The organism is Pseudomonas sp. Tav-5-1A, from assembly GCF_055755055.1.
The window spans coordinates 5,284,708-5,311,352 of record NZ_CM146901.1 but is presented as its reverse complement, the minus strand read 5'-3'; the positions used below and the strand labels follow the sequence as shown (position 1 = coordinate 5,311,352).

Sequence of the window (26,645 nt, the reverse complement as noted above, 5' to 3'; positions counted from 1 at the left end):
CCTACGGTAGTTACAGCCTCACACGGGAGTATAGGGCGCAGATGTCGGCAGTTTTAGAGCAAATCGCGCTGTAGGGGCGGGCTGTAATGACTTTGCAGTATTTGCCCGGGCGGGTGGGTGAGTTGACCAGATACCGTACCCCGGCGCCTTCTTTACAGGTAAAATGCCCGGCTTTTCGTCTCACCACGCGGATTTCAAGCGCCATGGGCACCCTTTCGGTCAACCAGAACAAACTGCAGAAACGCCTTCGCCGGCTGGCGGGCGAAGCCGTCGCCGACTACAACATGATCGAGGACGGTGACAAGGTCATGGTCTGCCTGTCGGGCGGCAAGGACAGCTACACCATGCTCGACGTGCTGCTGCACCTGCAGAAGGTTGCGCCGATCAAGTTCGATATCGTCGCCGTGAACATGGACCAGAAGCAGCCTGGCTTCCCCGAGCACGTGCTGCCGGCCTACCTCAAAGAGCTGGGCGTGGAATACCACATCGTCGAGAAAGACACCTACTCGGTGGTGAAGGAGCTGATTCCGGAAGGCAAGACCACCTGCTCGCTGTGCTCGCGCCTGCGCCGTGGCACCCTGTACACCTTCGCCGACGAGATCGGCGCCACCAAGATGGCCCTGGGGCACCACCGCGACGACATCGTCGAGACCTTCTTCCTGAACATGTTCTTCAACGGCAGCATGAAGGCCATGCCACCCAAGCTGCGCGCCGACGACGGCCGCAACGTGGTGATCCGCCCGCTGGCGTACTGCAACGAGAAGGACATCCAGGCGTATTCGGACCTGAAGCAGTTCCCGATCATCCCGTGCAACCTGTGCGGCTCCCAGGAGAACCTGCAGCGCCAGGTGGTCAAGGACATGCTGGTGGAGTGGGAGCGCAAGCACCCGGGGCGCACCGAGAGCATCTTCCGCGGCCTGCAGAACGTGGTGCCGTCGCAGTTGGCGGACCGCAACCTGTTCGACTTCGTCAACCTGGCGATCGACGAAAGCGCGCCTTCGCGCGTGTTGAACGTGTTGAATATCTGATCGTTTCAGTGGGAGCTGGCTTGCCAGCGAGCTTTTCGGGCGCCCCCCAAAACTCGCTGGCAAGCCAGCTCCCACAGATCAATCCGCCTTAAGCTCGATCACCCGATTACGCCCACCCTCGGCCAGCAGATACGTGTTGTCGCCCGTAGGCAGCAACTCCTGCGGCGCCCGCAGGTGCGACAGGATCACCTGCAGCTTGCCATCCGGCGTGCGCAGCCACAGCCGCGCCAGGTGCGTCTGGTCTTCCACTATCCATAGCCCGCGCTTGTCGCACAGGATGAACGTGGGGTTGGTGATGCCGTCCACGTATACCGGGTCCTTGCCCGATTCGTCGAACTGGCGGATCACGCCTTCCTTTTTCACCGTGTACAGCAGCTTGCCACCGGGGCAGATCTCCACCGACTCGGTCTGCGCCAGCTTGTCGCGCAGCACGGTCAGCGAGCCGTCGGCGGCGTCGTAGCGCATCAGCCGGCCGTCGTCGTGGCGGTCCTCGATGGCGTACAGCTTGTCGCCGTCGGCCTTCAGGCCCTGCACGTCGCGGCCCATGAACAGCTGGGTGACCTTGCCGTCCTTGAGCAACTGCACTGGCTTGTTGTCGAACTCCTGGCTGAAGGCGTGGCCACCCAGGAAGGGTGCCAGGCCGTCGGGCTTGGTCAGGCCGTCGACAATCACCGTGCGGGTGCCGTCCGGGGCGATGCTGCTCAGGCGGCCCTTGTCGTCACGCAGTTCCTCGGTGACCAACACGTTGGCGCCGTCCAGGCCCAGGCCCGCGGCCTTCTCGACCTTGTCGTAGACCAGGCGCGTGCTCCAGCCGGAGGCGGCCTGCACCGGCCAGTAATGCTGCCAGCCCAGAAAACCCAGTGCCCCGACAACGGGGACGGCGGCCAGCAACAACAGCGGTTTGAGTTTCATCAGCGTTCCATGCGGTTAGTGATTGACGGTGTAGGCCAGCATTGCCGACAGCTGGCACATGGGGCGCCCGCTCTCGGCCTGCCATTGGTTGAACACTTCCTGGACCTTGGCCTGGTCGCGCTTGCTGCTGGGCACCTTGTCGACGATGCCCTGGGCGTTGAGCGCGGCCACCACGTCCCAGGTGGGGATGAAGGTGTCCTTGCCCACCATGCGCAGGAAGCGTGGTGCCGACAGGCCGCCCATCTGGTTGCCGTGCTTGGCCAGGTACTGCCACAGGCCGGTGATGTCGGTCACTGGCCAGTCGGCGATGAAGTCGCCGAAGCTCTTGTGTTCGTGCTCGATGTCGAGGATCAGCTGGGCGTTGCGCGGCACGCTCTTGAGCTTGCCCAGGTGGCGGATGATGCGCGTGTCCTGCATCAGCCGCTCCAGGTGCTCGGCGCCCATCAGCACCACTTTCTCCGGGTCGAAGCCGAAGAACACCTGCTCGAAGGCCGGCCACTTGGCGTCCACCAGGCTGTGCTTGAGGCCGGCACGGAACACCCGCAGGGCCATGGTCGACAGGTAGCGGTCAGCGGGGATTTTGCGCAGTTGTGCCGGGGTTTTCGCGTCGGGGAGATGGTCTTGCAGTGCCTGCGCCGAGCCGAAGCGGTTAAGGCAGTATTCGTGTAGCCACTTGTAGTCCTGCATTCACACCAGGCCCTCTCCGGCCAGTTTCCGATTCAATTGAAAGCGCCAGCGCACGTACAGCAGGGCGCTGGTGAACACCGCCAGGCTGGCGGCCATTTCCAGCAGGCCGAACAGTTGGCGGTTGGGGTCGAAGGCGGCCAGGGCGCCCTTGATGAAGTACAGGTTGACCGCAAAGCAGGTCCACGAATGCCCGCGTGGGCTGCCCAGCAGCATGCCCGGGGTGAGCAGCAACAGCGGCACCAGCTCGATCAGCAGGATGACCCAGGGCCGTGCGCCGTGCAGGTCGGCCACCAGCAGGTAGTAGCCGCACAGCAGCGCGATGAAACCCAGGAAGCAGCCAAGGCTGGCCCAGCGCGCGGCCCGCACCCGCGGTTGCAACCAGTCGACGCCGGGCAGCACCCTGGCGCGTTTAGCCACGCGCCGGCTCCAGTTTCTGGGCGATGCCGCCCAGGCGCTGGCCCAGGGCGCGGCACAGGGCAATCTCGTGCTCGTCCAGGGCGCGCTTGCTGTCCGCCCCGGCGTGGTGGCTGGCGCCGTAGGGCGTGCCGCCGCCGCGGGTGTCCAGCAGTGCAGATTCGCTGTAGGGAATGCCGCTGATCAGCATGCCGTGGTGCAGCAACGGCATCATCATCGACAGCAGGGTGGTTTCCTGGCCGCCGTGCAGGCTGGCGGTGGAGGTGAACACCGAGGCCGGCTTGCCCACCAGGGCGCCGCTCAGCCACAGGCTGCTGGTGCCGTCCAGGTAGTACTTGAGCGGCGCCGCCATGTTGCCGTAGCGGGTAGGGCTGCCCATGGCCAGGCCGGCGCAGTTTTTCAAGTCGTCGATGCTGGCGTAGGGCGCGCCGTGCTCGGGAATGCTGGGGCCGCTGGCCTCGTGGTCGGCAGACACCGGCGGCACGGTGCGCAGGCGCGCCTCGATGCCGCTCAGCTCCACGCCGCGGGCGATATGCTTGGCCATCTGCGCCGTGGCGCCGCCACGGCTGTAGTACAACACCAGGATGTACGGCTGGGTCACGACAGGATCTCCAGCACTTTCTCCGGTGGGCGGCCGATGGCGGCCTTGTCGCCGGCAATCAGGATGGGCCGTTCGATCAGGCGCGGGTGCTGCACCATGGCCGCGATCAACTGGTCTTCGCCCAGGGTGGCGTCGGCCAGGTTCAGGGCCTTGTATTCGTCTTCGCCGGTGCGCAGCAGGGCCCGTGCGTGCAGGCCCAGCTTGGCCAGTACGGCCTTGAGGGCGGCGGCGTCAGGCGGGGTTTCCAGGTATTTCACCACGTTGGGTTCCAGGCCGCGGGCCTGCAGCAGTTCCAGCGCGGCACGGGACTTGGAGCAGCGCGGGTTGTGATAAAGCGTCAGGTCGGTCATTTGCGGTCGCACCTTGAGTCAAGTGGGGGCTATTCTAACCCTGTGGCGGGCGGTGTCTAACCGCTCGCCACCTTTTTGGCAGCACTTTAAGGAAGGTAGCAATCATGGCATGGCGTGTGGCGGTGTGTCTGGCCCTGGTGTTGTTGAGCGGGTGCGGGGCGGACTACGGGGTGGACCAGAACGGCAAGCTGGTCAAGGCGCGGCAGTTGCAGGATCAGTGGCTGGTGGTGAACTACTGGGCGGACTGGTGCGGCCCGTGCCGCAGCGAGGTGCCACAGCTCAACGCCCTGGCCGAGCAGCTCAAGGGCAAGGGCGTCGCGGTGCTGGGGGTGAACTTCGACGGCCTGCACGGCGATGACCTGAAGAAGGCCGCCCAGGAGCTGGGCATCACCTTCACGGTGCTGGCCGACGACCCGGCGCCGCGTTTCGACCTGCCGCAGAATGACGCGCTGCCCATCACCTACATCATCGATGCCAAGGGCAAGGTGCGCGAGCAGTTGGTGGGGGAGCAGACGGCGGCGGGGATCAGCGAGAAGCTGGCGAAGTTGAAGAGTTCGTGAGGGCGCCGGACGCGGCCTTTGTGGGAGCTGGCTTGCCAGCGAGCTTTTAACGCCTCAACAGCTCGCTGGCAAGCCAGCTCCCACAAGGTCAGCCTTCGTCAGGCCACAGGCGCAGCGGCTTGCCTTCCTCGGGCCAGAGGCGAATCTGGCCTTCCTTGGACACGCTCCAGCGCTGCACGCCACCCAGGGCCTGCAGGAAGCGCTGTTCCTGCTCCATGGTGGCCGGGTCGCACAGGCGGCGCGTGCTGCCCACCGCACCAAACGTCAGGTGGTGATGCGACAGCGTGTACGGCGCGAACCAGTGGTTGCAGCCGGCGTTGCCGTAGGCGCGGCCGTCTTCGCCCAGGGTCAGGCTGATGTGGCTGTAGTCCATCAGCGGCTTGTCGCCGATCCACTCCAGAGTGTACGCCTGTTCCTGTTGCAGCTTGGGCCCGGACGCGCAGCCCGCGAGGGTGGCGGTCATTGCCGCCAGCAGCAGGGCTTGTTTCACGGGCGCGGCTCCTGGCATTTGCGGCACAGGTGCTTGTCGCCCTCGGTGCTCCAGCCCAGCTCGGCGATGCGCGCCGTGGCGGCAGGCTTCTGCGCCTTGGTGCCCAGCTTGGCGTCGACCGCGAATTCGAACTCGAGGTCCGCTGCACAGGCGTCGCACTGCACGTGCCACTGGTGAATGGCCAGCTCGCCGAACACCGGGCCACGGGCCACGGCTACCCATTGCCCCGGCGGGTTGATCAGGTGGCGGACTTTTTCGATGGTCAGGCGCATGGACAGGGTCTTGCTGCCCTTGAGGGTCACCAGCAGAACGTCGTCGTTGTGAATCGAACCACCGTTGCCGGTGACCTGATAGCGGCCTGGCGCCAGGGCGCGGCATTCAATCAGGGTGTGGTGCGGGTTGAGCAGGCTGTAGCGAAAATCGTGTTCGACCATGGGTCCTCCAAATCTGCGCGACATGCTAGCACGGGCGGCGGGTCAAGCCTCGACCAGATTCTGCGGGCAACCACGCCCCCAGTCGGAAATATTGGCCAGGGTGGTACTGGCGATCGCGGCCAGGGCCTCGCGGGTCAGGAATGCCTGGTGCGCGGTAATGATCACGTTGGGGAAGGTCAGCAGCCGGGCCAGCACGTCGTCCTGCAGGGGCAGGTCAGAGCGGTCCTCGAAGAACAACTGGGCTTCCTCTTCATACACGTCCAGGCCCAGGTAGCCCAGTTGGCCGCTTTTCAGCGCGTCGATCAGCGCCGGGGTGTCCACCAGCGCGCCACGGCCGGTGTTGATGAGCATGGCGCCGGGCTGCAGGGTCGCCAGGCTGTGGGCATTGATCAGGTGCTGGGTGGCGGGCGTGAGCGGGCAGTGCAGGCTGATGATCTGCGCCTGCGCCAGCACCTCGTCCAGCGGCAGGTAGCGCGCGCCCAGGGCCAGCACCGCGTCGTTGGGGTAGGGGTCGTAGGCCAGCAGCTGGCAGCCGAAGCCGTGCATGATGCGCGCGAAGGCGGCGCCGATCTGGCCGGTGCCGACCACGCCCACGGTCTTGCCCACCAGGTCGAAGCCGGTTAGCCCGTGCAGGGTGAAGTCGCCGTCGCGGGTGCGGTTGTAGGCGCGGTGCAGGTGGCGGTTCAGCGCCAGGATCAGCGCCACGGCGTGCTCGGCCACGGCGTGGGGCGAATAGGCCGGCACGCGCACCACGGCCAGGCCCAGGCGCCGGGCGCAAGCCAGGTCCACGTGGTTGTAGCCGGCCGAGCGCAGGGCAATCAGGCGCGTGCCGCCGGCGGCCAGTTGCTCCAGCACCGCGGCGCCGAGGTCATCGTTGATGAACGCGCATACCACCTCGAAGCCGGCGGCCAGCGGCGCGGTGTCCGGGGTCAGGCGCGCGGGCTGGAAGTGCAGGTCGATATCGAGGTCGCGAGGCACGGCCAGGAAGCTGTCCTGGTCGTAGTGCTGGCTGCTGAACAGGAGGGTGCGCATGGTCGGGCTTCCTTGGGGGCAGTAGCTACACGGCTATTCGGGCGTGCTCGGCCAGGCGCAGGATGGCGGCATCCAGCTCATCCAGTGCGTCCTGCGCCTCGCTGTCGTTCTGCTTGAGCAGCGTTTCGCTGCGCTGGCAGGCCGCGCGCAGTTGCGGCACGCCGCAGTAGCGGGTGGCGCCGTGCAGGCGGTGCACGCGTTCGATGGTCAGGGTGTGGTCGGCGTCCTTGCGGGCGGCCTGTATGGCCTGACGCTCTTCTTCCAGCGAGGCCAGCAACATGGCCAGCATGTCGGCGGCCAGGTCTTCCTTGCCGGCGGCCAGGCGCAGGCCTTCGTCGGGGTCGAGCACGTGCAGCACGTCGTCTTCCTGCACCCATTCGCCGCGCTCGCTGGTGCGCGTGCGCAGCACCAGGCCGGTCCACTTGAGCACCACCTGGGCCAGCTGGCGGTCGCTGATCGGCTTGGTCAGGTAGTCGTCCATGCCGCTTTGCAGCAGGGCGCGTTTCTCGTTGGCCATGGCGTGGGCGGTGAGCGCCACGATGGGCAGCGCCGGCCCCGGCTGCGCGGCTTCCCACAGGCGGATTTTCTCGGTGGTCTCGCGGCCGTCCATGCCCGGCATCTGCACGTCCATCAGCACCAGGTCGAAGCGCTCCTCTTGCACGGCGCGCACGGCGCTGGCGCCGTTGTCCACGGCCAGCACCTCGGCGCCCAGGTCTTCGAGCAGGGTTTGCACCAGCAGCAGGTTGGCCGGGTTGTCGTCCACGCACAGCACCCGTGGGGCGCGGTTGGTCAGTGGTTCGCTGCCGTCGGGGCTGTCGTGGCGCAGGCGCTTGGGGTTGATCAGGTCGCTGAGGCCGCGGCGCAGCTTGCGCGTGCAGGCCGGCTTGGGCTGCAGCTGGCTGTGCGGGTTGGGCACGGCGGGGTGGAACAGCGTCTGCTCGGTGGTGGGGCAGAGCACCAGCACCCGGCAGCCGGATTTCTCCACGTCGCGCACCTGCTGGGCCAGGCGGTCGGGGCCGACGTCGTAGCTGGTCAGGCCCAGCACGGCCAGGTCGATGGGCTGGCCGGCCAGGTGCGCGGCGTCGGCGGCGGTGATCAGTTTTTCCACCGAGGGGAAGGTCACCACGTTCAGCCCCAGGTCTTCCAGCTGGTGCTGCAAGGCCTGGCGCGCCAGCTCGTGCTGTTCGACCACGGCAATGCTGCGGCCGTTGAGCGGCTCGCCGGGCAGGTCCTCGGCGTCGTCGCGGGCCTTGGGCAGGCGCAGGCTGATCCAGAACTCCGAGCCTTCGCCGGGGGTGCTGTCGACGCCGATCTCGCCGCCCATCTGTTCGATCAGGCGCTTGGAAATCACCAGGCCCAGGCCGGTGCCGCCGGGCTGGCGGCTGAGGGAGTTGTCGGCCTGGCTGAAGGCCTGGAACAGGGTGCGCACGTCCTGGCTGGACAGGCCGATGCCGGTGTCCTTGACGCTGATGCGCAGCTGCACGCCGTCGTCGCTTTCATCCTCCAGCATGGCGCGGGCGACGATGGTGCCTTCGCGGGTGAACTTGATGGCATTGCTCACCAGGTTCGTGAGGATCTGCTTGAGCCGCAGCGGGTCGCCGATCAGCGAGATGGGGGTGTCGCGGTACACCAGGCTCACCAACTCCAGCTGCTTGGCGTGGGCGGCGGGGGCGAGGATGGTGAGGGTGTCCTGCAGCAGGTCGCGCAGGTTGAACGGAATGCTATCGAGCACCAGCTTGCCGGCCTCGATCTTGGAGAAGTCGAGGATCTCATTGATGATGCCAAGCAGGCTGTCGGCGGATTTCTCGATGGTGCCCAGGTAGTCCAGCTGGCGCGGCGTGAGGTCGCTTTTCTGCAGCAGGTGGGTGAAGCCAAGGATGCCGTTGAGCGGGGTGCGAATCTCGTGGCTCATGTTGGCCAGGAACTCGGACTTGATGCGGCTGGCCTCCAGGGCCTCCTTGCGCGCCAGGTCCAGCTCGATGTTCTGGATCTCGATGGTCTCCAGGTTCTGGCGCACGTCTTCGGTGGCCTGGTCGACGCTGTGCTGCAGTTCTTCCTGGGCGCCTTGCAGGGTCTCGGCCATGCGGTTGATACCGGCGGCCAGCTCGTCCAGTTCGTGGCTGCCCAGCGCCGGCAAGCGCGCTTCCAGGTTGCCGTCCTTGAGCTGCACCACGGTCTGCTTGATCTGGCTGATGGGGCCGTTGATGCCGCGGCTCATGCGCATGGCCAGCAGGCCGGTGGCCAAAAGCCCGCCGGCAATCAGCATGAGGCTGGCGAACAGGCCGCGGTACACCCGCAGCAACGTGCCGTCGTGGGACAGCTCCAGCTCCACCCAGCCCAGCAGCAGGTCGGCCTCGCTGGGTACCACTTCCCCGGCCAGGTCGCGATGGTGGCCGAACACCGGTAGCAGGTAGCGGGTGGCGTCGTTGCCGCTGCGCAGCAGCAGGTGGGTGCTGTTGCCGATGGGCACCGGGTTGAGCATGCTCGGCCCGGCGTGGGCCAGGGGCGTGTGGTCGGCGGCCAGGAACGACACCGCGCGCACATCGGCCTGTTCCAGCGCCTGGGCGGCGATGCGCTCCAGCAGCGGCGAGTCGTTGCGGGCCATGCCGCGGGCCACCAGCGGCGCCAGCTGCTCGGCAATCATCTGCCCCCGGCGCAGCAGCTGCGCCTGCAGTTCGGCCTGCTGCATCCAGCTGAAATAGCCGCCCAGCAGCACCGCCATCAAGGTGGCGGGCAGCAGCGCCAGCAACAGCACGCGGCCGCGGATCCCGAGTCGTTTCAGCACGCCTGTTTCTCCCTTCAGGGCCGTGGTGGTTTACCCGGGGAAAATACCTCGATAGCGCCACTTATGCACTTCATACCTGCCGTTGTGTCGGGCAATGGTTGCCTAGAAGATGAAACATCCTGAATAATTAGTTATTGATAATCACTTCTAGATGCCAATGAATCCTGCAATCAGTTGTGTCGGCCACATCCTCGCCATCGAAGACGACCCGGTGCTGGGCGCCTACGTGCACGAGGAGCTGGGCCGCTGCGGGTTCCAGGTGACCTGGTGCCAGAACGGCAGCGACGGCCTGGCCCTGGCCCGCGGCGAAGGCTTCGACGTGGTGTTGATGGACATCCTCCTGCCCGGCATGAACGGCCTGGACGTGCTGCAGCACCTGCGCGAGCACTCGGCCACGCCGGTGATCCTGATGTCGGCGCTGGGCGCCGAGGCCGACCGCATCACCGGCTTCCGCCGTGGCGCCGACGACTACCTGCCCAAGCCGTTCAGCGTCGACGAGTTGCAGGCGCGGGTGGAGGCCATCCTGCGCCGCGTGGCCCTGGAGCGGCGGCGCAGCCAGGTGCCTCAGCGCAGCGAGGGCGACGGCCTGCACTTCCACGACACGCTGTTCGACGTGACGTTCGGCGATAAGGCCGCCGGCCTCACCCGCAGCGAATTCCGCCTGCTGGACACGCTCAACCGCAGCGCCGACGAGGTGCTGACCAAGGCCTTCCTCTACCAGCACGTGCTGCAGCGCGGCTACGCCCAGCACGACCGCAGCCTGGACATGCACATCAGCCAGATCCGCCGCAAGCTCAAGGCCGTGGGCTACCTGGCGCGCCAGGTGCGCACAGTGTGGGGCAAGGGCTACGTGTTCACCGCCAACGAGGACGTCTGAGGTGCCGGGGCGTCAGTCGCTGTTCTGGAAGCTGGTGGTGCTGCTGGTCGCCTTCTGCCTGCTGATGATCTGGCTGAGCTGGTCGTGGGGGCGCTACATGGAGACCCAGAACGCCTTCCTCTCCCGCGACGCCAAGGCGCTGCTGGCCGACTACGCCGAAGACGCCGAGCGGGCCTGGGAGCAGGGCGGCAGCGCCGGGGTGGATGCCTGGCTGGCGACCATGGCCCGCCGCGAGAAGGGCTGGATGGGCGTGATTGGCCACGACCTGCAGCCGCTGGGCAGCCAGCCCCTGACCGACGCCCAGGCCCAGCGCATGACCTTCCTGCGCGGCCTGGACTGGCCCGTGAGCCGGCGCAGCATGGGCCTGCCGTGGCTGCGCGTGCCGTTTCCCGGCAACCCCCGCGCCGGCAGCCTGGTGATCGAGTTGCCCGAACGGCTGATGCCCGGCCGCTACGCGCTGCTGTGGCACCTGACCATCACCGGCATCATCCCCGGGGTGTTCACCTTTCTGTTGTGCGTGGGCCTGTACCGCCTGCTGATCGCGCCGTTGAACCGCCTGCGCGAACAGGCCAACGCCTGGCGCGCCGACCCGCTGCAAGGGCGCCTGAACGCCCAGGCCACCAGCCGTGCCGATGAGCTGGGCGAGCTGGGGCGCGCCTTCGACCACATGGCCGAGCGCTTGCAAAGCACCGTGGCCCTGCAACGCCAGCTGCTGCGCGACCTGTCCCATGAACTGCGCACGCCCCTGAGCCGCCTGCGGGTGGCCGGCGACAGCGAACAGGACTGCGCGCGCCTGCGCGACCGGGTGCAGCGCGAGGTGCAGGGCATGCAGCGGCTGGTGGACGACACCCTGCAACTGGCCTGGCTGGACACCGAGCGCAACGCCCCGGCCCTGGAACCCATCCAGGTGCAGGCACTGTGGGACATGCTGGCCGAGAACGCCTGCTACGAGAGCGGCTGGCCCAGCAGCCAGCTGCACTGCGCGGTGAGCGCCGACTGCTGGGTGCAGGGCAACCTCAACGCCCTGGCCCAGGCGCTGGAGAACATCCTGCGCAACGCCATCCGCCATTCGCCGCCGCGCGGCGTGGTCAGCCTGCACGGCCGTCGCGAAGGCGACCAATGGTTGCTGTGGTTGGATGACCAGGGCGGCGGCGTGGCCGAGCGTGACCTGGAGCGCATCTTCCACCCCTTCATTCGGCTGGACGGCTCGCGCCCCGGCGACGGTGGCTTCGGCCTCGGGCTGAGCATCGCGCGCAATGCCCTGGCCCGCCAGGGTGGGGCAATGTGGGCGCAAAACACCGGCGTGGGCCTGCGCCTGAACCTGCGCGTGCCGGCTGCTTATAGTTCAATGGAATAAGCCGCGCACTTTGCGTGATATGGCCTTGGGGCGTTTGCCGGTATGATAGGCGCCCCCGCAGTCCGGATTGCGAAGACGCCATGACCCTGCAGTACCCAACCATCGCCGATTGCGTCGGCAACACGCCGCTGGTGCGCTTGCAGCGCCTGGCCGGTGAGACCAGCAACATTCTCTTGCTCAAGCTCGAAGGCAACAACCCGGCAGGTTCGGTGAAAGACCGCCCGGCGCTGTCGATGATCAGCCGTGCCGAAGCGCGTGGCCAGATCCAGCCCGGTGACACCCTGATCGAGGCCACCTCCGGCAACACCGGCATCGCCCTGGCCATGGCGGCAGCGATCAAGGGCTACAAGATGATCCTGATCATGCCCGACAACTCCACCGCCGAACGCAAGGCGGCCATGACCGCCTACGGCGCCGAGTTGATCCTGGTGACCCGTGAGCAGGGCATGGAAGGCGCCCGCGACCTGGCCGAGCGCATGCAGGCCGAAGGCCGCGGCAAGGTGCTGGACCAGTTCGCCAACGGCGACAACCCCGAGGCCCACTACGTGAGCACCGGCCCGGAGATCTGGCGGCAGACCAACGGCACCATCACCCATTTCGTCAGCTCCATGGGCACCACCGGCACCATCATGGGCACTTCGCGCTACCTCAAGGAGCAGAACCCCAACGTGCAGATCGTCGGCCTGCAGCCGATGGAAGGCTCGGCCATCCCTGGCATCCGTCGCTGGCCCACCGAATACCTGCCGAAAATCTACCAGGCCGACCGCGTCGACCGTATCGTCGACATGGCCCAGGCCGAAGCCGAGGACGTCACTCGCCGCCTGGCGCGCGAGGAAGGCATCTTCTGCGGCGTGTCCTCGGGCGGTGCCGTGGCGGCCATGCTGCGCCTGTCCCGGGAAGTGGAAAACGCCACCATCGTCGCGATCATCTGCGACCGCGGCGACCGCTACCTGTCCAGCGGCATTTTCGATGCGACCAACTGATGGCTAAGAAGAACGTCGGCCTGCGCTTCCAGCCCACGGGCGGGCAGCGCGCCGTGCAGGTCCCTACCGGCAAGAAACAGCGCCTGGACATCGAGCGCCTGAGCAACGATGGCCGCGGCATCGCCTTCCTCGAAGGCCGCACCTGGTTCGTGCTGGGCGCCCTGGCGGGCGAGCAGGTGGAAGCCCGGGTGCTCAACGCCCACGGCAAGGTGGTGGAGGCACGCACCGAAAAGGTGCTCAAGGCCAGCGCCATGCGCCGCCCCGCATCCTGCAAGCATGCCGACCGCTGCGGCGGTTGCAGTGTGCAGCACGTGCCCCGCGAAGAGCAGCTGGCGCTGAAACAGCGCATGCTCGCCGAGCATCTGCAGCGTGCGGGCAATATCGCCCCGCTGCAGTGGGACGCGCCCCTCACCGGGCCCGAATTCGCCTACCGCCGCCGTGCCCGCGTGGCCGTGCGCTGGGACATCAAGGCGCGCAAGCTCGACGTCGGCTTCCGCGCCGCCGCCAGCCAGGACATCGTCGCCATCGATGAGTGCCCGGTGCTGGTACAGCCCTTGCAACCGATCATGAGCGGCCTGCCCGCGGCGCTGGCCGGCTTGAACAAACCCCAGGCCATCGGCCATGTGGAACTGTTCGCCGGCACCGCGCTGTGCGTGCTGGTGCGTCATACCGCAGCGTTGCCCGACGCCGACCTGCAAGCCCTGCTGGCGTTCTGCGCCCAGCACGGCGCGCAGCTGTGGCTGCAAGGCGAAGGCGCGCCGCAACCGGTGGATACCAACGCCACGCTGGGTTTTGCCCTGGCGCCGTGGGACCTGACCCTGGCATACCGCCCGGGCGATTTCGTGCAGGTGAACGAAGGGGTCAATACCGCGATGATCGAACAGGCTTTGGCCTGGCTCGAGCCGCAACCCCAGGAGCGCGTGCTGGATCTATTCTGTGGTTTGGGCAACTTCGCCTTGCCGCTGGCCACACGGGTGGCCGAGGTGGTGGCGGTGGAAGGCGTGCAGGCCATGGTGGACCGCGCGCAGGCCAACGCCCAGAGCAACAAGCTGGATAACGTGAAGGTTTTTCAGGCCGATCTGTCCCAGCCGCTGGCTGGCGCCGACTGGGCCGCCGGGGGCTTTTCTGCGGTACTCTTGGACCCACCGCGCGACGGTGCGTTCGAGGTGGTCAGGAACCTGCCGGCATTGGGTGCCAAGCGATTGGTGTATGTGTCCTGCAACCCGGCAACTTTGGCTCGCGACGCGGTCGAATTGATCAAGCAGGGCTACCGGTTAAAACGTGCCGCAATCCTCGACATGTTCCCCCAGACAGCGCATGTCGAGGCGATGGCGTTATTTGAAGCGGACCAGGACGGTCCGTCTAATCCGACTGGTGCTTGAAAGCAAGTCCTTCGCCGGCCCAGCGAAGGTCAAAGCCAGCGATCTGTTGATGCGTTAGCAACGTGTCATAGGGAAGGTAAACAAGATGGTACAGGTGAGAGCACACCAGCCGATCAACACTGACGGCAGTATCAATCTCGATGCATGGCTGGACCACATTGTCAGTGTCGACCTGGCACTGGACCGTGAGGCCCTGAAGGCGGCGTGCGAGTTCGCCCTGCAGGCCGAGCAGCAAGGCAACATGGCCAAGCATTCCTGGGCCGACGGCACGTCGTGTTTCCAGGCCGGCCTGGAAATAGCCGAAATTCTCGCCGACCTCAAGCTGGACCAGGACACCCTGGTGGCCGCGGTCATCTACCGCGCCGTGCGCGAAGGCCGGGTGACCCTGGCCGAGGTCGGCGAGCGCTTCGGCGCCGTGGTCACCAAGCTGATCGACGGCGTGCTGCGCATGGCCGCCATCAGCGCCAGCCTCAGCCCGCGCCAGTCGCTGGTGCTGGGCAGCCAGGGCCAGGTGGAAAACCTGCGCAAGATGCTCGTCGCCATGGTCGACGACGTGCGCGTGGCGCTGATCAAGCTGGCCGAGCGTACCTGCGCCATCCGCGCGGTGAAGAACGCCGACGAGGAGAAGCGCAACCGCGTGGCCCGCGAGGTGTTCGACATCTACGCGCCGCTGGCCCACCGCCTGGGCATCGGCCACATCAAGTGGGAGCTGGAGGACCTGTCCTTCCGCTACCTGGAGCCCGACCAGTACAAGCAGATCGCCAAGCTGCTGCACGAACGGCGGCTGGACCGCGAGCGCTTCATCAGCGACGTGATGACCCAGCTGCAGAACGAGCTGCTGGCCACCGGCGTCAAGGCCGACATCAGCGGCCGCGCCAAGCACATCTACTCCATCTGGCGCAAAATGCAGCGCAAGGGCCTGGAGTTCAGCCAGATCTACGACGTGCGCGCGGTGCGCGTGCTGGTGCCGGAGATGCGCGACTGCTACACCGCGCTGGGCATCGTCCACACCCTGTGGCGGCACATTCCCAAGGAGTTCGACGACTACATCGCCAACCCCAAGGAGAACGGCTACCGCTCGCTGCACACCGCCGTGATCGGCCCCGAAGGCAAGGTGCTGGAGGTGCAGATCCGCACCCACGCCATGCACGAGGAAGCCGAGCTGGGCGTGTGCGCGCACTGGCGCTACAAGGGCACCGACGTCAAGTCGGGCTCCAACCACTACGAAGAGAAGATCTCGTGGTTGCGCCAGGTGCTGGAATGGCACGAGGAACTGGGCGACATCGGCGGCCTGGCCGAACAGCTGCGCGTGGACATCGAGCCTGACCGCGTCTACGTCTTCACTCCCGACGGCCACGCCATCGACCTGCCCAAGGGCGCCACGCCGCTGGACTTCGCCTACCGGGTGCACACCGAGATCGGCCACAACTGCCGTGGCGCCAAGATCAACGGGCGCATCGTGCCGCTCAACTACAGCCTGCAGACCGGCGAGCAGGTGGAGATCATCACCAGCAAGCACGGCACGCCGAGCCGCGACTGGCTGAACTCCAACCTGGGCTACGTAACCACCTCGCGCGCCCGGGCGAAGATCGTCCACTGGTTCAAGCTGCAGGCCCGCGACCAGAACGTGGCGGCCGGCAAGACCCTGCTGGAGCGCGAACTCAGCCGCCTGGGCCTGCCCCAGGTGGACTTCGAGCAGCTGGCCGAGAAAGCCAACCACAAGACCGCCGAGGACATGTTCGCCGCCCTCGGTGCCGGCGACCTGCGCCTGGCGCACCTGGTCAATTCGGCCCAGCAGCTGGTGGAGCCGGAGCGCGGCAACGAGCAGCTGGAACTGATACCGCGCAAGTCCAGCACCGGTTACAAGCCGGGCAAGCGCGGCGACATCCAGATCCAGGGCGTGGGCAACCTGATGACGCAGATGGCCGGCTGCTGCCAGCCGCTGCCGGGCGACGCCATCGTTGGCTACATTACCCAGGGCCGCGGCGTGAGCATTCACCGCCAGGACTGCGCCTCGGTGCTGCAACTGGCCGGCCGCGAGCCGGAGCGCATCATCCAGGTCAGCTGGGGCCCGGTGCCGGTGCTCACCTATCCGGTGGACATCATCATCCGTGCGTACGACCGTTCCGGCCTGCTGCGTGACGTCTCCCAGGTGCTGCTCAACGAGCGCATCAACGTGCTGGCGGTGAACACCCGCTCGAACAAGGAAGACAACACCGCGCTGATGTCGCTGACCATCGAGATCCCCGGCCTGGACGCCCTGGGGCGCCTGCTGGGGCGTATCTCGCAGTTGCCGAACATCATCGAGACCCGCCGCAACCGTACCCCATGAGTTACGATCCTGACACTGAACCTGTCAGGGTTTGAGAACACCTGTGGGAGCTGGCTTGCCAGCGAGCTTTTGAGGCCCCCAAAAGCTCGCTGGCAAGCCAGCTCCCACAGGGCATGTACCGAGGCTGATTGATGTACTCACTTGAAGACCTGCTACACCTCATGGCCCGCCTGCGCGACCCGCAACACGGCTGCCCGTGGGACATCAAGCAGACCTACGCCACCATCGTGCCCTACACCCTGGAGGAGGCCTACGAGGTCGCCGACGCCATCGAGCGCAGCGATTTCGAACACCTGCAGGGCGAACTCGGCGACCTGCTGTTCCAGGTGGTGTACTACAGCCAGCTGGCCCGCGAGGAAGGGCGCTTCGAGTTCGACGGCGTGGTCGACAGCATCACCCGCAAACTGATCCGTCGCCACCCTCACGTGTTCCCCACCGGCGACCTCTATGCGCCCCTGGACACCCCGCGCCTGAGCGAGGAGCAGGTCAAGCACCGCTGGGAAGAGATCAAGGCCCAGGAGCGCGCCGAGAAGGCCACGGCCCCCGAGCAGCTATCCCTGCTCGACGACGTGCCCCACGCCTTGCCGGCCCTGGCCCGTTCGGCCAAGCTGCAGAAGCGCGCCGCCGGCGTTGGCTTCGACTGGCCTGAAGCGTTGCCGGTGCTGGATAAGGTGCGCGAAGAGCTGGACGAGGTGCTGGAGGCCATGGCCGGCGACGACCAGGCCGCGGTGGCCGAGGAGGTCGGCGACCTGCTGTTCAGCGTGGTCAACCTGGCGCGGCACCTCAAGGTCGACCCGGAAAACGCCCTGCGTGGCGCCAACGGCAAATTCGAGCGGCGCTTCCGTTTTATCGAACAGGCATTGCGCGACACCCACCGTCCCATTGAAGATTGCACCCTGGAAGAATTGGACGCCCTGTGGGGCGAGGCCAAACGTCAGGAAAAGAACCTGCCCAGCTGTGGCTGAGCCCGTTGCATAAGTGAGCCCGTACATGAGCATCTCTCTTCGTGACCAATTGCTGAAAGCCGGTCTGGTCAACCAGAAACAGGTCAAGCAAGCCAGCAAGACCCAGCAGAAACAGAAACGCCTGGAGCAGAAGGGCCAGGTCGAAGTCGACGACACCCAGCAGCGCCTGGCCAAGGAAGCCATGGCCGAGAAGGTCAAGCGTGACCAGGAGCTGAACCGCCAGCAGCAGGAAAAGGCCGAGCAGAAGGCCCGTGCCGCCCAGGTCAAGCAGCTGATCGAGGTGTCGCGCCTGCCCAAGCTGAACACCGAGGACTACTACAACTTCGTCGACGACAAGAAGGTCAAGCGCCTGTCGGTCAACACCCTGATGCGCGCCAAGCTGAGCTCCGGCTCCCTGGCCATCGTGCACCACGCCGGCGGTTACGAAGTGATCCCGCGCGAGGCGGCCCTGAAGATCCAGGAGCGCGCGCCCGAGCGTATCGTGCTGTTGAACGTGGTGACCGAAGAGCCGGACGCGGACGACCCGTATGCCGCCTACGTCATCCCGGATGACCTGATGTGGTAAGCCACGCCCGTTAAACAAAACCCCGCCGAGGCGGGGTTTTTTATTGAAGGCAGTAAAGTTGGAAAGGTGACTTACTGCTGGGTGCGTTGCGCTTCCAGGTTTTCCAGTTCGGCCTTATAGCTGTGGGCGTCGTTCTCGTTGTGGAACATGCCGACCAGCAGGTCTTGTTGGTATACGTCCCAGATGCGGATGCCAGCGGCCACGCCTTCGTGAGACATATGTGAATCGTCGCGTTCGGTTACTTTTACAGTCATTTGAAAGCTCCAATTTCTCAAGTTATGCAGCAAGGCTCTGCATGACTCTTTTATAGAATTGGTTAGCTTCCTAAGTAAACACTCGATTTCTGCAAGGGTTTTTTGCAGGAACTGCGCGAATGGCCGAAAGCCCCGGCCCAGGCGGCCTGCGGCGGTTTGTCGCACCCTGCTCGGGATTCATGAAAGTATCTTCATATTGTTTTATGGAACAAAAAAAGCCCCGCGAAGGCGGGGCTCTTCATCGACGTGGGAGCGGGCTCTGCCCGCGAAAAGAACACCGCGGTGGCCCGTTCGCGGGCAGAGCCCGCTCCCACATCGCAAATGGCGAGGCTACTTATTCGTCGTCGCCCATGCCCGACTGCAGGTAGTTCTCCAGGCTGACCTTGTCGATCAGGCCCAGCTGGGTCTCCAGCCAGTCGATGTGCTCTTCCTGGTCTTCGAGGATGTCTTCCAGCATTTCGCGGCTGCCGTAGTCGCCAGAAGTTTCGCAGTGGGCGATGGCGGCCTTGATGTCGCCGTGGGCCTTGCGCTCGATCTTCAGGTCGCATTCCAGCATTTCGCGGGTGTGCTCGCCGATCAGGATCTTGCCCAGTTCCTGCAGGTTGGGGATGCCTTCCAGGAACAGGATGCGCTTGATCAGCTTGTCAGCGTCCTTCATGGCCTGGATGGACTCTTTGTACTCGAACTTGCCCAGCTTGTTCAGGCCCCAGTCTTCGTACATGCGCGCATGCAGGAAGTATTGGTTGATGGCGATGAGCTCGTTCCCGAGGATCTTGTTGAGATGCTGGATGACGCTGATATCGCCTTTCATGGTGGGGTCCTGTCCTGGTTGAAGTGTGCCAATTCAGGAAGTTTGAGCCCGACAACTTCGGCTGTCAAACCTAAGTTATTGAATAATATATAAAAATTAATCGGAATAAGAATGTTTGAGTTCTGCATCCAGCGCGTAACTACTTGAATTGCAGGCATAAAAAAACCGGACACTGGGTCCGGTTCCTTTGAATTCGGTGAATCAGGCGGCGGTAAATTCTACCGGGTAGGGCAGGGCGGCCTGGGTGGCTTGCAGTTCGGTGAGGGTTTCACGCACCACCTGCTTGGCCAGGCACGCGCATTTGCCACATTGCGAGGCCACGCCCAGGGCCTGGCGGACGTCCTTGTAGCTGCAGCATCCTTCATAGATCGCGTCACGGATCTGACCGTCGGTCACACCTTGGCAGAGGCAAACATACATAGGGGTACACACCGTCGCTGTGTCGTCTTGGTGCGGTGAGACTAATCGTAATGAGAATGCTTGTCAAAACAACTTCGCTCTATAAAGCGTGAGGGTCGATGAGCGGTCATTCAGGGAGGCTGGATGGGGAAAAAAATGTGGGAGCTGGCTTGCCAGCGAGCTTTGCAGAGGCAAAAACTCGCTGGCAAGCCAGCTCCCACAATGATCACGAAGTGATCAGAGAGGCGCAATCAATGATCGAAATCTTCCCAGCCGCCCATTTCCTTCCAGCGGTTGACGATGCCGCAGAACAGCTCGGCGGTCTTCTCGGTGTCGTAGCGTGCCGAGTGGGCCTCGCGGCCATCGAAGTCGATGTCGGCGGCCTGGCACGCCTTGGCCAGCACGGTCTGGCCGTAGGCCAGGCCCGCCAGGGTGGCGGTGTCGAAGCTGGAGAAGGGGTGGAACGGGTTGCGCTTGAGGTCGTTGCGCGCCACGGCGGCGTTGAGGAACCCCAGGTCGAAGCTGGCGTTGTGGCCGACCAGCACCGCGCGCTTGCAGCCGTTGGACTTCAGCGACTTGCGGATGCTGCGGAAGATTTCCGTCAGCGCCGACTCCTCGCTCACCGCCATGCGCAGCGGGTGGTCCAGCTTGATGCCGGTGAACTCCAGTGCGGCGGCCTCGATGTTGGCGCCCTCGAACGGCTCCACCCGGAAGAACAGGGTGTGCTCGGGGTACAGGAAGCCCATCTCGTCCATGCCGATGATGGTCGCGGCGATCTCCAGCAGGGCGTCAGTGGCGCTGTTGAAGCCGCCGGTCTCGACATCGACCACGACTGGCAGGTAGCCGCGGAAACGCGCCGCCATGGGGTGGCGCGACGCGCTGCTGCCGCTGTCCAGGTCTTCGTCGAATTGGTCTTCACTCACGCGTTTTGCTCCAGCAGGCGCCAGCGCAGTTTTTCACCGGCGCGCAGCGGGATGACGGACAGCTCGCCGAACGGCAGGCTGGCCGGGGCAGTCCACTCTTCGCGGACCAGGGTGATGGTGTCGGTGTTCACCGGCAGGCCGTAGAAGGCCGGGCCGAACAGGCTGGCGAAGCCTTCCAGCTTGTCCAGTGCGTTGCGCTGCTCGAAGGCCTCGGCGTACAGCTCGATCGCCGCATAGGCGGTGTAGCAGCCGGCGCAGCCGCAGGCCGATTCCTTGGCGTGCTGGGCGTGGGGCGCCGAGTCGGTGCCCAGGAAGAATTTCGGGCTGCCACTGGTGGCCGCGTCCAGCAGCGCCACCTGGTGGGTGTTGCGCTTGAGGATCGGCAGGCAGTAGAAGTGCGGGCGAATGCCGCCCACCAGCATGTGGTTGCGGTTGTACAGCAGGTGGTGCGCGGTGATGGTGGCCGCCACGTTGGCCGAGGCCTCGTTGACGAACTGCACGGCATCGCCGGTGGTGATGTGTTCGAACACCACTTTCAGCGTCGGGAAGCGTTCCACGACGCGGCGCATGTGCTCGTCGATGAATTGCTTCTCGCGGTCGAACACGTCGACTTCGCCACGGGTCACTTCACCGTGCACCAGCAGCAGCATGCCCACTTCGGCCATGGCTTCGAGCACCGGGAAGATCTTGTCGACGCTGGTCACGCCCGAGTCGGAGTTGGTGGTGGCGCCGGCCGGGTACAGCTTGGCGGCGTGCACGAAGCCGCTGGCCTTGGCGGCGCGGATCTCGTCGGGGGTGGTCAGGTCGGTGAGGTAGAGCACCATCAACGGCTGGAACTGGCTGCCGGCCGGGCGTGCGGCCAGGATGCGCTGACGATAGGCGTCGGCTTCCTGGGCGTTGCGCACGGGTGGGACCAGGTTGGGCATGATGATCGCGCGGCCAAAGGTGCGCGCGACGTCGCCGACGGTGTGGGGCAGCACGGCGCCATCGCGAAGATGGATGTGCCAGTCATCGGGACGCAGGAGGGTCAGGCGGTCGGACATTGGGGGGGTTCCAGGCGGTTCGAACTCGGGGGAATGCTACCGCAAATGGCCTCGGCAGGCACTCGCTATCAAGTTTTGCCGATGACGTCCGATAGCCCGAGGGTATGTGGTACAAATCTGTGGAGCCTCCCGTGCGCCAGCGTTATCTAGCCCTGTTCAGTATCTTCGCCAGCCTGCCCGCCATGGCTATCACTTTCCAGACCCGCCTGGAGAACGTCGAGTGGAAGGTCGAGGGCGACCAGTTCGAATGCCGTCTTGTCCAGCCGATCACCGACTTCGGCTCGGGTGAGTTCGTCCAGCGCGCGGGCGAGGGCGCCGTGTTCAGCCTCAAGTCCAGCAGCCGCCTGCTCGGCCGTGGCTCGGCGACCCTGCTGGCCGCCGCCGCGCCGTGGCAGCCAGGGCGTGGCGACATCAACCTGGGGGCGGTGCGCATGGGTGACGGCGCGACGCTGTTCAGCAGCTCCCAGGGCCAGGCCAGCCGCCTGATCGGCGGCTTGATCGAGGGCCGCAGCACCGTCATCCGCACCTTTTCCGGCACTACCGGGCGGCCCACCGAAGTGCGCGTGCTGCCAGTGAAGTTCAGCCAGGGCTACAGCGACTTCCAGGCCTGCACCACCAAGCTGCTGCCGATGAACTTCGACCAGGTCAGCCGCACCCAGGTGGGCTTCCCCGGCGGCGGCAATGACCTGGACGCGGCCGCCAAGCGGCGCCTGGACACCATCCTGGCCTACATGAAGGCCGACCCGACGGTGAACCATGTGGAACTGGACGGCCACTCCGACAACAGCGGCAACCGCCTGACCAACCGCGACGTGTCGCGCCGCCGCGCCCTGGCGGTGATGGATTACCTCAAGGCCGCCGGCGTGCCGGAGTCCGACATCGTCATGCGCTTCCATGGCGAGCAGTTCCCGGTAGCGCCGAACACCAATGCCGCCAACCGGGCGCTCAACCGCCGGGTGAACATCCAGCTGTCGCGGGTGGCCGCGGCGGACAAGCCAGCGGTGCCGCCTGAAGCGGTGCAGCAGGCGCCCGCCCAGCCGGGCCCGGCGCAACCCAAGCCTCCCGCGCAACTGTAGCCGCTGCCGGCAGGCTGCGCTGGCCCTATGCCTCGCCGGAAAACTCCAGTGTATGAAGGGGCCAGCGCAGCCTGTCGGCAGCGGCTACGGGGTCGCCGAGGTGAAAGTTATTGTCGCTTCATCGTCATTTGCTGTCGCGCCTCTGTAATTCTGCGGGTTTGAACGGTAGACTAATCGGCTTTCCGTACAACCCCGTGGAGTGATGGCATGGCGGACGTAAACAAGGTCGTTCTGGCGTATTCCGGCGGCCTGGACACTTCGGTGATCCTCAAGTGGCTGCAGGACACTTATAACTGCGAAGTGGTGACCTTCACCGCTGACCTGGGTCAGGGCGAAGAAGTAGAGCCTGCACGTGCCAAGGCGCAAGCCATGGGCGTGAAAGAGATCTACATCGACGACCTGCGCGAAGAATTCGTGCGTGACTTCGTGTTCCCGATGTTCCGCGCCAACACCGTCTATGAAGGCGAGTACCTGCTGGGTACCTCCATCGCCCGTCCGCTGATCGCCAAGCGCCTGATCGAGATCGCCAACGAAACTGGCGCCGACGCCATTTCCCACGGCGCTACCGGCAAGGGCAACGACCAGGTGCGTTTCGAGCTGGGCGCCTACGCCCTCAAGCCAGGCGTGAAAGTGATCGCCCCTTGGCGTGAATGGGACCTGCTGTCGCGCGAGAAGCTGATGGACTACGCCGAGAAGCACGCGATCCCGATCGAGCGTCACGGCAAGAAGAAGTCCCCGTACTCGATGGACGCCAACCTGCTGCACATCTCCTATGAAGGCGGCGTGCTGGAAGACACCTGGACCGAGCACGAAGAAGACATGTGGCGCTGGACCGTCTCGCCAGAGAACGCTCCGGACACCGCGCAGTACCTGGAACTGACCTACCGCAACGGTGACATCGTCGCGCTGGACGGCGTCGAGATGACCCCGGCCACCGTGCTGGCGACCCTGAACAAGATCGGCGGCGCCCATGGCATCGGTCGTCTGGACATCGTCGAGAACCGTTACGTGGGCATGAAGTCCCGTGGCTGCTACGAAACCCCTGGCGGCACCATCATGCTGCGCGCCCACCGTGCCATCGAGTCCATCACCCTGGACCGCGAAGTCGCTCACCTGAAAGACGAGCTGATGGCCAAGTACGCCAGCCTGATCTACACCGGCTACTGGTGGAGCCCTGAGCGCCTGATGCTGCAACAGATGATCGACGCCTCCCAGGTCAACGTGAACGGCGTGGTACGCCTGAAACTGTACAAGGGCAACGTCATCGTCACCGGCCGCAAGTCCGACGACTCGCTGTTCGACGCCAACATCGCTACCTTCGAGGAAGATGGTGGCGCGTACAACCAGGCCGACGCGGCGGGCTTCATCAAGCTCAACGCCCTGCGCATGCGCATCGCTGCCAACAAGGGCCGCAAGCTGTTCTGATTGCCCCCTGGTTGCACCCGAAAGCCCCGGCCCTTGCCGGGGCTTTCGCGTTTCCGGGCGCCAGTTTTCATGCCGGCGGCGCCGCTTGCCGGGCCGGCAGGCCGCCCTGGCGGCGGCTCAGCGTGGTGAGCGCGGCTTCATCCAGGTCGTAGGCGCTGATGGTGCATTCGGCGTTGTGCTCGAAGGCTTTGCCCAGCAGGTGCCCCAGCACCACGCTCACCGGGCTGCGCAGCTGCGACAGGCGATACAGCATGATCAAATGTCGTTCCCCAGGCGCTTTCGGGCGCAAGATCTCCTTGATCATGGCGTCCAGGTCCTGCTCGTTGGCGAAATGGCTGTAGTCGAGGATGTACAGGGTCCGGAACTCCTCGCTGCGGCCTTGGCGGACCACCGGCACATCGGCAACGGGCAGCGGGTGGCCAGGGGCGGCCGAAGGTGGCGGGAGCGGCGGTGGAGGCGTGTTGGTGTTGCCAGCCTGGGCGGGTGCCGGCTGGCCTTTGGCAATGTCCAGGAAGTCCTGTTCGTTGCTGAAGTCGGAGGGGGAATAAAGCACCTTGTAGTTGAAATTCAATGTTACAAAGAACAACAGTGTCAGGAACGGCGGGAAGCCGATAAGGAACCATGTATACAGGTCCTGGCTGTCGTCCTTTAGAAAGGGCAGCGAGGCCAGGGCTGACGCTTCGACTATGGCGGCAAATATGGCAATGATGGTCAGCGGGTTCTTTGTATGGGGCGGCGGGCTGGACATGGAAACTCCTTGGCACGGCCTGTTACCGGGCCGTATCTGTCGTTGGAATTCTAGAGTTTCTGCGGTGGTCGACCGGCTATGTATAGTTATTTTATTTGCGCATGTTGCGAATTTATCGATTTATTCAGTTGTCATTTCCGTCGGGGCGGGAACGGCTTTCCCGCTGGATGCCTCGCCGGGCCCGGCCTGTAGGAGGATCTGCAGGAAGTGACAGGTGTAAGGTTATTTACAGTTCGATATAAAGAGAGACAACGGCAGTGAGCAGTATCTGCCACCCCACGACGTTATCCGCAGGTCGGATAATGTGCCCGTCTGGCTGTCCGACACAGAATGAATGGCTTGTAAGCAAATACTCAATTGCTGCTCATAAACCGATGTGCAATGCTTCTTGGTGTCAGATATTTTTCAATGTAGGGCTACCAATTGTCGGAAAAATCTGGAGAGAACTTCAAGGAGTGAGGTTTTCTGTAGGAATAGTCTCTCTCGGTTGTAGGTCTTGTCTTTGCCGTTAGGTAGCTGGCAGTGACGCAATGCAAAGTGCCGGACGACTAGGCTATTGTGCGGGCTCTAAAAATTCGAACAGCGAAAATTGGATTTTCCCATGAATAAAGTGCTGATCGTGGATGATCACCCTGTGGTTCGCCTGGCGTTGCGCATGCTGATGGAGCGCCACTGCTACGAAGTGGTCGGCGAAACCAACAATGGCGTGGATGCCTTGCAAATGGCCCGTGAGTACCAACCGGACCTCGTCATACTCGACATCTGCATTCCCAAGCTCGACGGCCTGGAGGTGATGGCGCGCCTGAGCAGCGAGCGCCGTGCCACCAAGGTGCTGGTGCTGACCTCGCAGATGCCCGGGCATTTTTCCATGCGTTGCATGCAGACCGGCGCGGCGGGCTACGTGTGCAAGCAGCAGGAGCTGACCGAGCTGCTCAGTGCCATCAAGGCGGTGCTGTCAGGCTACAGCTACTTCCCCAACCAGGCCCTGCATTCGGTGCGCTCCAGCCTGGGCAACGCCTCCGAGTCGCAGATGATCGAGCGCCTTTCCGGCCGCGAGATGATGGTGTTGCAGCAGTTGGCGCGGGGCAAGAGCAACAAGGAAATCGCCGACGGCATGTTCCTCAGCAACAAGACCGTCAGCACCTACAAGACCCGCCTGCTGCTCAAGCTCAATGCGCGGTCGCTGGTGGACCTGATCGAGCTGGCACAGCGCAACGGCCTGGCGTGAGCCGGCCCGCGGCCGGCGCGCGAAAGGACAGGGTGGAAAAAGGGTTATAGATCGAAGTCGTAGTCGGCCAGCTGCTTCTGCAGGCGACGTTCTTCCAGCAGGTTGTCGATGGTGCGGCGCTTGCTCAGGTTGGTTTTTGCGGTTTCCGCAGGGGCTTCGGCTTCATCGTTGTCGACAGGGGCAAACTCGTCTTCCACATCCAGTTCTTCTTTACCGGTGCTCATAAAGTCAACTCCAGGCTTGCAGTGCCATTGGCGCACCTTATATCGGTAAATCTTTCGCGCGTAAAAAAGATTTTTTCAATCGCCTGATCAGCTTTTTCAATAAGCCTTCAATCGTCGGAGGTCTTGTGCTTGTAATCGCACAAATCCTCGATACGGCAGCTGCCGCAGCGCGGCTTGCGAGCCTGGCACACGTAGCGGCCGTGCAGGATCAGCCAGTGGTGGGAGTCGAGCAGGTATTCCCTGGGCACGAACTTGAGCAGGTTCTTCTCCACCTCCAGCACGTTCTTGCCTGGCGCGATGCCGGTGCGGTTGGCCACGCGGAAGATGTGCGTGTCCACCGCCATGGTCGGCTGCCGGAAAGCGGTGTTAAGCACCACGTTGGCGGTCTTGCGGCCCACGCCGGGCAGCGCTTCCAGGGACTCGCGGTCCTGGGGCACCTCGCCACCGTGCAGCTCCACCAGCATGCGGCAGGCTTCGATCACGTTGCGTGCCTTGCTGTTGTACAGGCCGATGGTCTTGATGTACTCGGACAGGCCTTCCACGCCCAGGGCATGGATGGCCGCCGGGGTGTTGGCCACCGGGTACAACTTGGCGGTGGCCTTGTTCACGCCCACGTCCGTGGACTGGGCAGACAGAATCACCGCAATCAATAGCTCGAAGGCCGAGGTGTAGGCCAGTTCGGTCTTGGGTTCGGGGTTGTCTTCATGCAGCCGGCGAAAGATTTCCCGGCGTTTGACGTTGTTCATCGGTCACGGTGTCC

Annotated in this window: 29 protein-coding genes; 12 read left to right on the top strand and 17 right to left on the bottom strand. The window is 64.7% G+C overall.

Annotated elements, in window-relative coordinates; translation table 11 throughout:
• Positions 1-203 precede the first annotated feature (203 nt).
• Complete coding sequence (gene ttcA, locus AC0J42_RS24385; RefSeq protein WP_027977162.1) at positions 204-1,028, top strand: tRNA 2-thiocytidine(32) synthetase TtcA; 825 nt, start codon at positions 204-206, stop codon at positions 1,026-1,028.
• Positions 1,029-1,106: 78 nt separating this feature from the next.
• Here ttcA and AC0J42_RS24380 read toward each other — a convergent pair whose 3' ends face one another.
• The 5 genes from AC0J42_RS24380 to arsC are packed head-to-tail and all read right to left on the bottom strand — an operon-like array spanning position 1,107 to position 3,992.
• Positions 1,107-1,940: an SMP-30/gluconolactonase/LRE family protein gene (locus AC0J42_RS24380; RefSeq protein ID WP_473004236.1), complete on the bottom strand. Its 834-nt coding sequence runs from the start codon at positions 1,938-1,940 to the stop codon at positions 1,107-1,109.
• A 15-nt stretch (positions 1,941-1,955) separates the two neighbouring features.
• Entirely contained in the window at positions 1,956-2,627 is a 672-nt protein-coding gene (locus AC0J42_RS24375) for a DNA-3-methyladenine glycosylase I (RefSeq protein WP_416426423.1), read from the bottom strand.
• Entirely contained in the window at positions 2,628-3,044 is a 417-nt protein-coding gene (locus AC0J42_RS24370) for a DUF2069 domain-containing protein (RefSeq protein ID WP_416426421.1), read from the bottom strand. It lies immediately after the preceding gene.
• A complete protein-coding gene (gene wrbA, locus AC0J42_RS24365) occupies positions 3,037-3,642 on the bottom strand; it encodes an NAD(P)H:quinone oxidoreductase (protein WP_416426419.1) in 606 nt (201 codons plus the stop codon). Before wrbA ends, AC0J42_RS24370 begins: the two co-directional genes overlap by 8 nt.
• Entirely contained in the window at positions 3,639-3,992 is a 354-nt protein-coding gene (gene arsC, locus AC0J42_RS24360; RefSeq protein WP_416426417.1) for an arsenate reductase (glutaredoxin), read from the bottom strand. Before arsC ends, wrbA begins: the two co-directional genes overlap by 4 nt.
• Before the next feature lie 104 nt (positions 3,993-4,096).
• Between arsC and AC0J42_RS24355 the strand changes: the two genes are divergently transcribed.
• Entirely contained in the window at positions 4,097-4,552 is a 456-nt protein-coding gene (locus AC0J42_RS24355) for a TlpA disulfide reductase family protein (RefSeq protein ID WP_416426415.1), read from the top strand.
• 88 nt (positions 4,553-4,640) lie between these two features.
• Here AC0J42_RS24355 and AC0J42_RS24350 read toward each other — a convergent pair whose 3' ends face one another.
• From AC0J42_RS24350 to AC0J42_RS24335, 4 genes are read right to left on the bottom strand one after another with little or no spacing between them, the layout of a single operon-like run.
• Complete coding sequence (locus tag AC0J42_RS24350) at positions 4,641-5,015, bottom strand: META domain-containing protein (protein WP_416427454.1); 375 nt, start codon at positions 5,013-5,015, stop codon at positions 4,641-4,643.
• A 23-nt stretch (positions 5,016-5,038) separates the two neighbouring features.
• Positions 5,039-5,476, bottom strand: coding sequence for a hypothetical protein (locus AC0J42_RS24345; protein WP_416426413.1), 438 nt, complete (start codon positions 5,474-5,476; stop codon positions 5,039-5,041).
• A 42-nt stretch (positions 5,477-5,518) separates the two neighbouring features.
• Positions 5,519-6,508, bottom strand: coding sequence for a 2-hydroxyacid dehydrogenase (locus AC0J42_RS24340; RefSeq protein ID WP_473004229.1), 990 nt, complete (start codon positions 6,506-6,508; stop codon positions 5,519-5,521).
• A gap of 25 nt (positions 6,509-6,533) precedes the next feature.
• A complete protein-coding gene (locus tag AC0J42_RS24335; protein ID WP_473004227.1) occupies positions 6,534-9,293 on the bottom strand; it encodes a response regulator in 2,760 nt (919 codons plus the stop codon).
• Between the two features lie 157 nt (positions 9,294-9,450).
• Between AC0J42_RS24335 and AC0J42_RS24330 the strand changes: the two genes are divergently transcribed.
• The 7 genes from AC0J42_RS24330 (at position 9,451) to AC0J42_RS24300 (ending at position 17,754) form a co-directional block, all read left to right on the top strand.
• Positions 9,451-10,170 (top strand): response regulator transcription factor, encoded by a 720-nt coding sequence (locus tag AC0J42_RS24330; protein ID WP_416426408.1) that lies wholly within the window; start codon positions 9,451-9,453, stop codon positions 10,168-10,170.
• A 1-nt stretch (position 10,171) separates the two neighbouring features.
• Positions 10,172-11,527 carry a histidine kinase sensor domain-containing protein gene (locus AC0J42_RS24325; RefSeq protein WP_473004224.1) on the top strand — a complete coding sequence of 452 codons (1,356 nt, stop codon included), beginning with the start codon at positions 10,172-10,174 and terminating at the stop codon, positions 11,525-11,527.
• Between the two features lie 80 nt (positions 11,528-11,607).
• Positions 11,608-12,510, top strand: a complete 903-nt coding sequence (cysM, locus tag AC0J42_RS24320; RefSeq protein ID WP_416426405.1) for a cysteine synthase CysM — start codon at positions 11,608-11,610, stop codon at positions 12,508-12,510.
• Positions 12,510-13,892: a 23S rRNA (uracil(1939)-C(5))-methyltransferase RlmD gene (gene rlmD, locus AC0J42_RS24315; RefSeq protein ID WP_416426403.1), complete on the top strand. Its 1,383-nt coding sequence runs from the start codon at positions 12,510-12,512 to the stop codon at positions 13,890-13,892. Before cysM ends, rlmD begins: the two co-directional genes overlap by 1 nt.
• Positions 13,893-13,977: 85 nt before the next feature.
• Positions 13,978-16,224: a GTP diphosphokinase gene (relA, locus tag AC0J42_RS24310; RefSeq protein WP_416426401.1), complete on the top strand. Its 2,247-nt coding sequence runs from the start codon at positions 13,978-13,980 to the stop codon at positions 16,222-16,224.
• A gap of 131 nt (positions 16,225-16,355) precedes the next feature.
• Entirely contained in the window at positions 16,356-17,189 is an 834-nt protein-coding gene (gene mazG, locus AC0J42_RS24305; RefSeq protein ID WP_416426399.1) for a nucleoside triphosphate pyrophosphohydrolase, read from the top strand.
• 25 nt (positions 17,190-17,214) lie between these two features.
• The gene (locus AC0J42_RS24300) at positions 17,215-17,754 is read left to right on the top strand and encodes a DUF2058 domain-containing protein (RefSeq protein ID WP_416426398.1); all 540 of its coding nucleotides are present in this window, start codon (positions 17,215-17,217) and stop codon (positions 17,752-17,754) included.
• Positions 17,755-17,825: 71 nt separating this feature from the next.
• Here the strand turns inward: AC0J42_RS24300 and AC0J42_RS24295 are convergent, their stop codons facing one another.
• From AC0J42_RS24295 to pyrC, 5 genes are all read right to left on the bottom strand, one after another.
• On the bottom strand, positions 17,826-18,008 hold the full coding sequence (locus AC0J42_RS24295) for a hypothetical protein (protein WP_416426396.1): 183 nt from the start codon (positions 18,006-18,008) through the stop codon (positions 17,826-17,828).
• Between the two features lie 334 nt (positions 18,009-18,342).
• Positions 18,343-18,819: a bacterioferritin gene (bfr, locus tag AC0J42_RS24290; protein WP_416426394.1), complete on the bottom strand. Its 477-nt coding sequence runs from the start codon at positions 18,817-18,819 to the stop codon at positions 18,343-18,345.
• Positions 18,820-19,020: 201 nt separating this feature from the next.
• Entirely contained in the window at positions 19,021-19,239 is a 219-nt protein-coding gene (locus AC0J42_RS24285) for a bacterioferritin-associated ferredoxin (RefSeq protein WP_473004220.1), read from the bottom strand.
• A gap of 230 nt (positions 19,240-19,469) precedes the next feature.
• The gene (gene rnt, locus AC0J42_RS24280; RefSeq protein ID WP_416426392.1) at positions 19,470-20,141 is read right to left on the bottom strand and encodes a ribonuclease T; all 672 of its coding nucleotides are present in this window, start codon (positions 20,139-20,141) and stop codon (positions 19,470-19,472) included.
• Positions 20,138-21,184: a dihydroorotase gene (pyrC, locus tag AC0J42_RS24275; protein ID WP_416426391.1), complete on the bottom strand. Its 1,047-nt coding sequence runs from the start codon at positions 21,182-21,184 to the stop codon at positions 20,138-20,140. The genes rnt and pyrC overlap by 4 nt, the downstream gene beginning before the upstream one ends.
• Before the next feature lie 131 nt (positions 21,185-21,315).
• Between pyrC and AC0J42_RS24270 the strand changes: the two genes are divergently transcribed.
• Both AC0J42_RS24270 and AC0J42_RS24265 read left to right on the top strand, forming a co-directional pair.
• Positions 21,316-22,260 carry a flagellar protein MotY gene (locus AC0J42_RS24270; protein WP_416426389.1) on the top strand — a complete coding sequence of 315 codons (945 nt, stop codon included), beginning with the start codon at positions 21,316-21,318 and terminating at the stop codon, positions 22,258-22,260.
• Positions 22,261-22,467: 207 nt separating this feature from the next.
• Positions 22,468-23,685: an argininosuccinate synthase gene (locus AC0J42_RS24265; protein ID WP_262147423.1), complete on the top strand. Its 1,218-nt coding sequence runs from the start codon at positions 22,468-22,470 to the stop codon at positions 23,683-23,685.
• Positions 23,686-23,752: 67 nt separating this feature from the next.
• Here AC0J42_RS24265 and AC0J42_RS24260 read toward each other — a convergent pair whose 3' ends face one another.
• The gene (locus tag AC0J42_RS24260; RefSeq protein WP_473004216.1) at positions 23,753-24,433 is read right to left on the bottom strand and encodes a hypothetical protein; all 681 of its coding nucleotides are present in this window, start codon (positions 24,431-24,433) and stop codon (positions 23,753-23,755) included.
• A gap of 601 nt (positions 24,434-25,034) precedes the next feature.
• Here AC0J42_RS24260 and AC0J42_RS24255 point away from each other — a divergent pair.
• Complete coding sequence (locus AC0J42_RS24255; RefSeq protein ID WP_416426386.1) at positions 25,035-25,661, top strand: response regulator; 627 nt, start codon at positions 25,035-25,037, stop codon at positions 25,659-25,661.
• Between the two features lie 44 nt (positions 25,662-25,705).
• On the opposite strand, the gene AC0J42_RS24250 is transcribed toward AC0J42_RS24255, so the two are convergent.
• A complete protein-coding gene (locus AC0J42_RS24250; RefSeq protein WP_416426384.1) occupies positions 25,706-25,885 on the bottom strand; it encodes a PA3496 family putative envelope integrity protein in 180 nt (59 codons plus the stop codon).
• 107 nt (positions 25,886-25,992) lie between these two features.
• Positions 25,993-26,631, bottom strand: coding sequence for an endonuclease III (gene nth, locus AC0J42_RS24245; RefSeq protein WP_416426382.1), 639 nt, complete (start codon positions 26,629-26,631; stop codon positions 25,993-25,995).
• Positions 26,632-26,645: the final 14 nt, after the last annotated feature.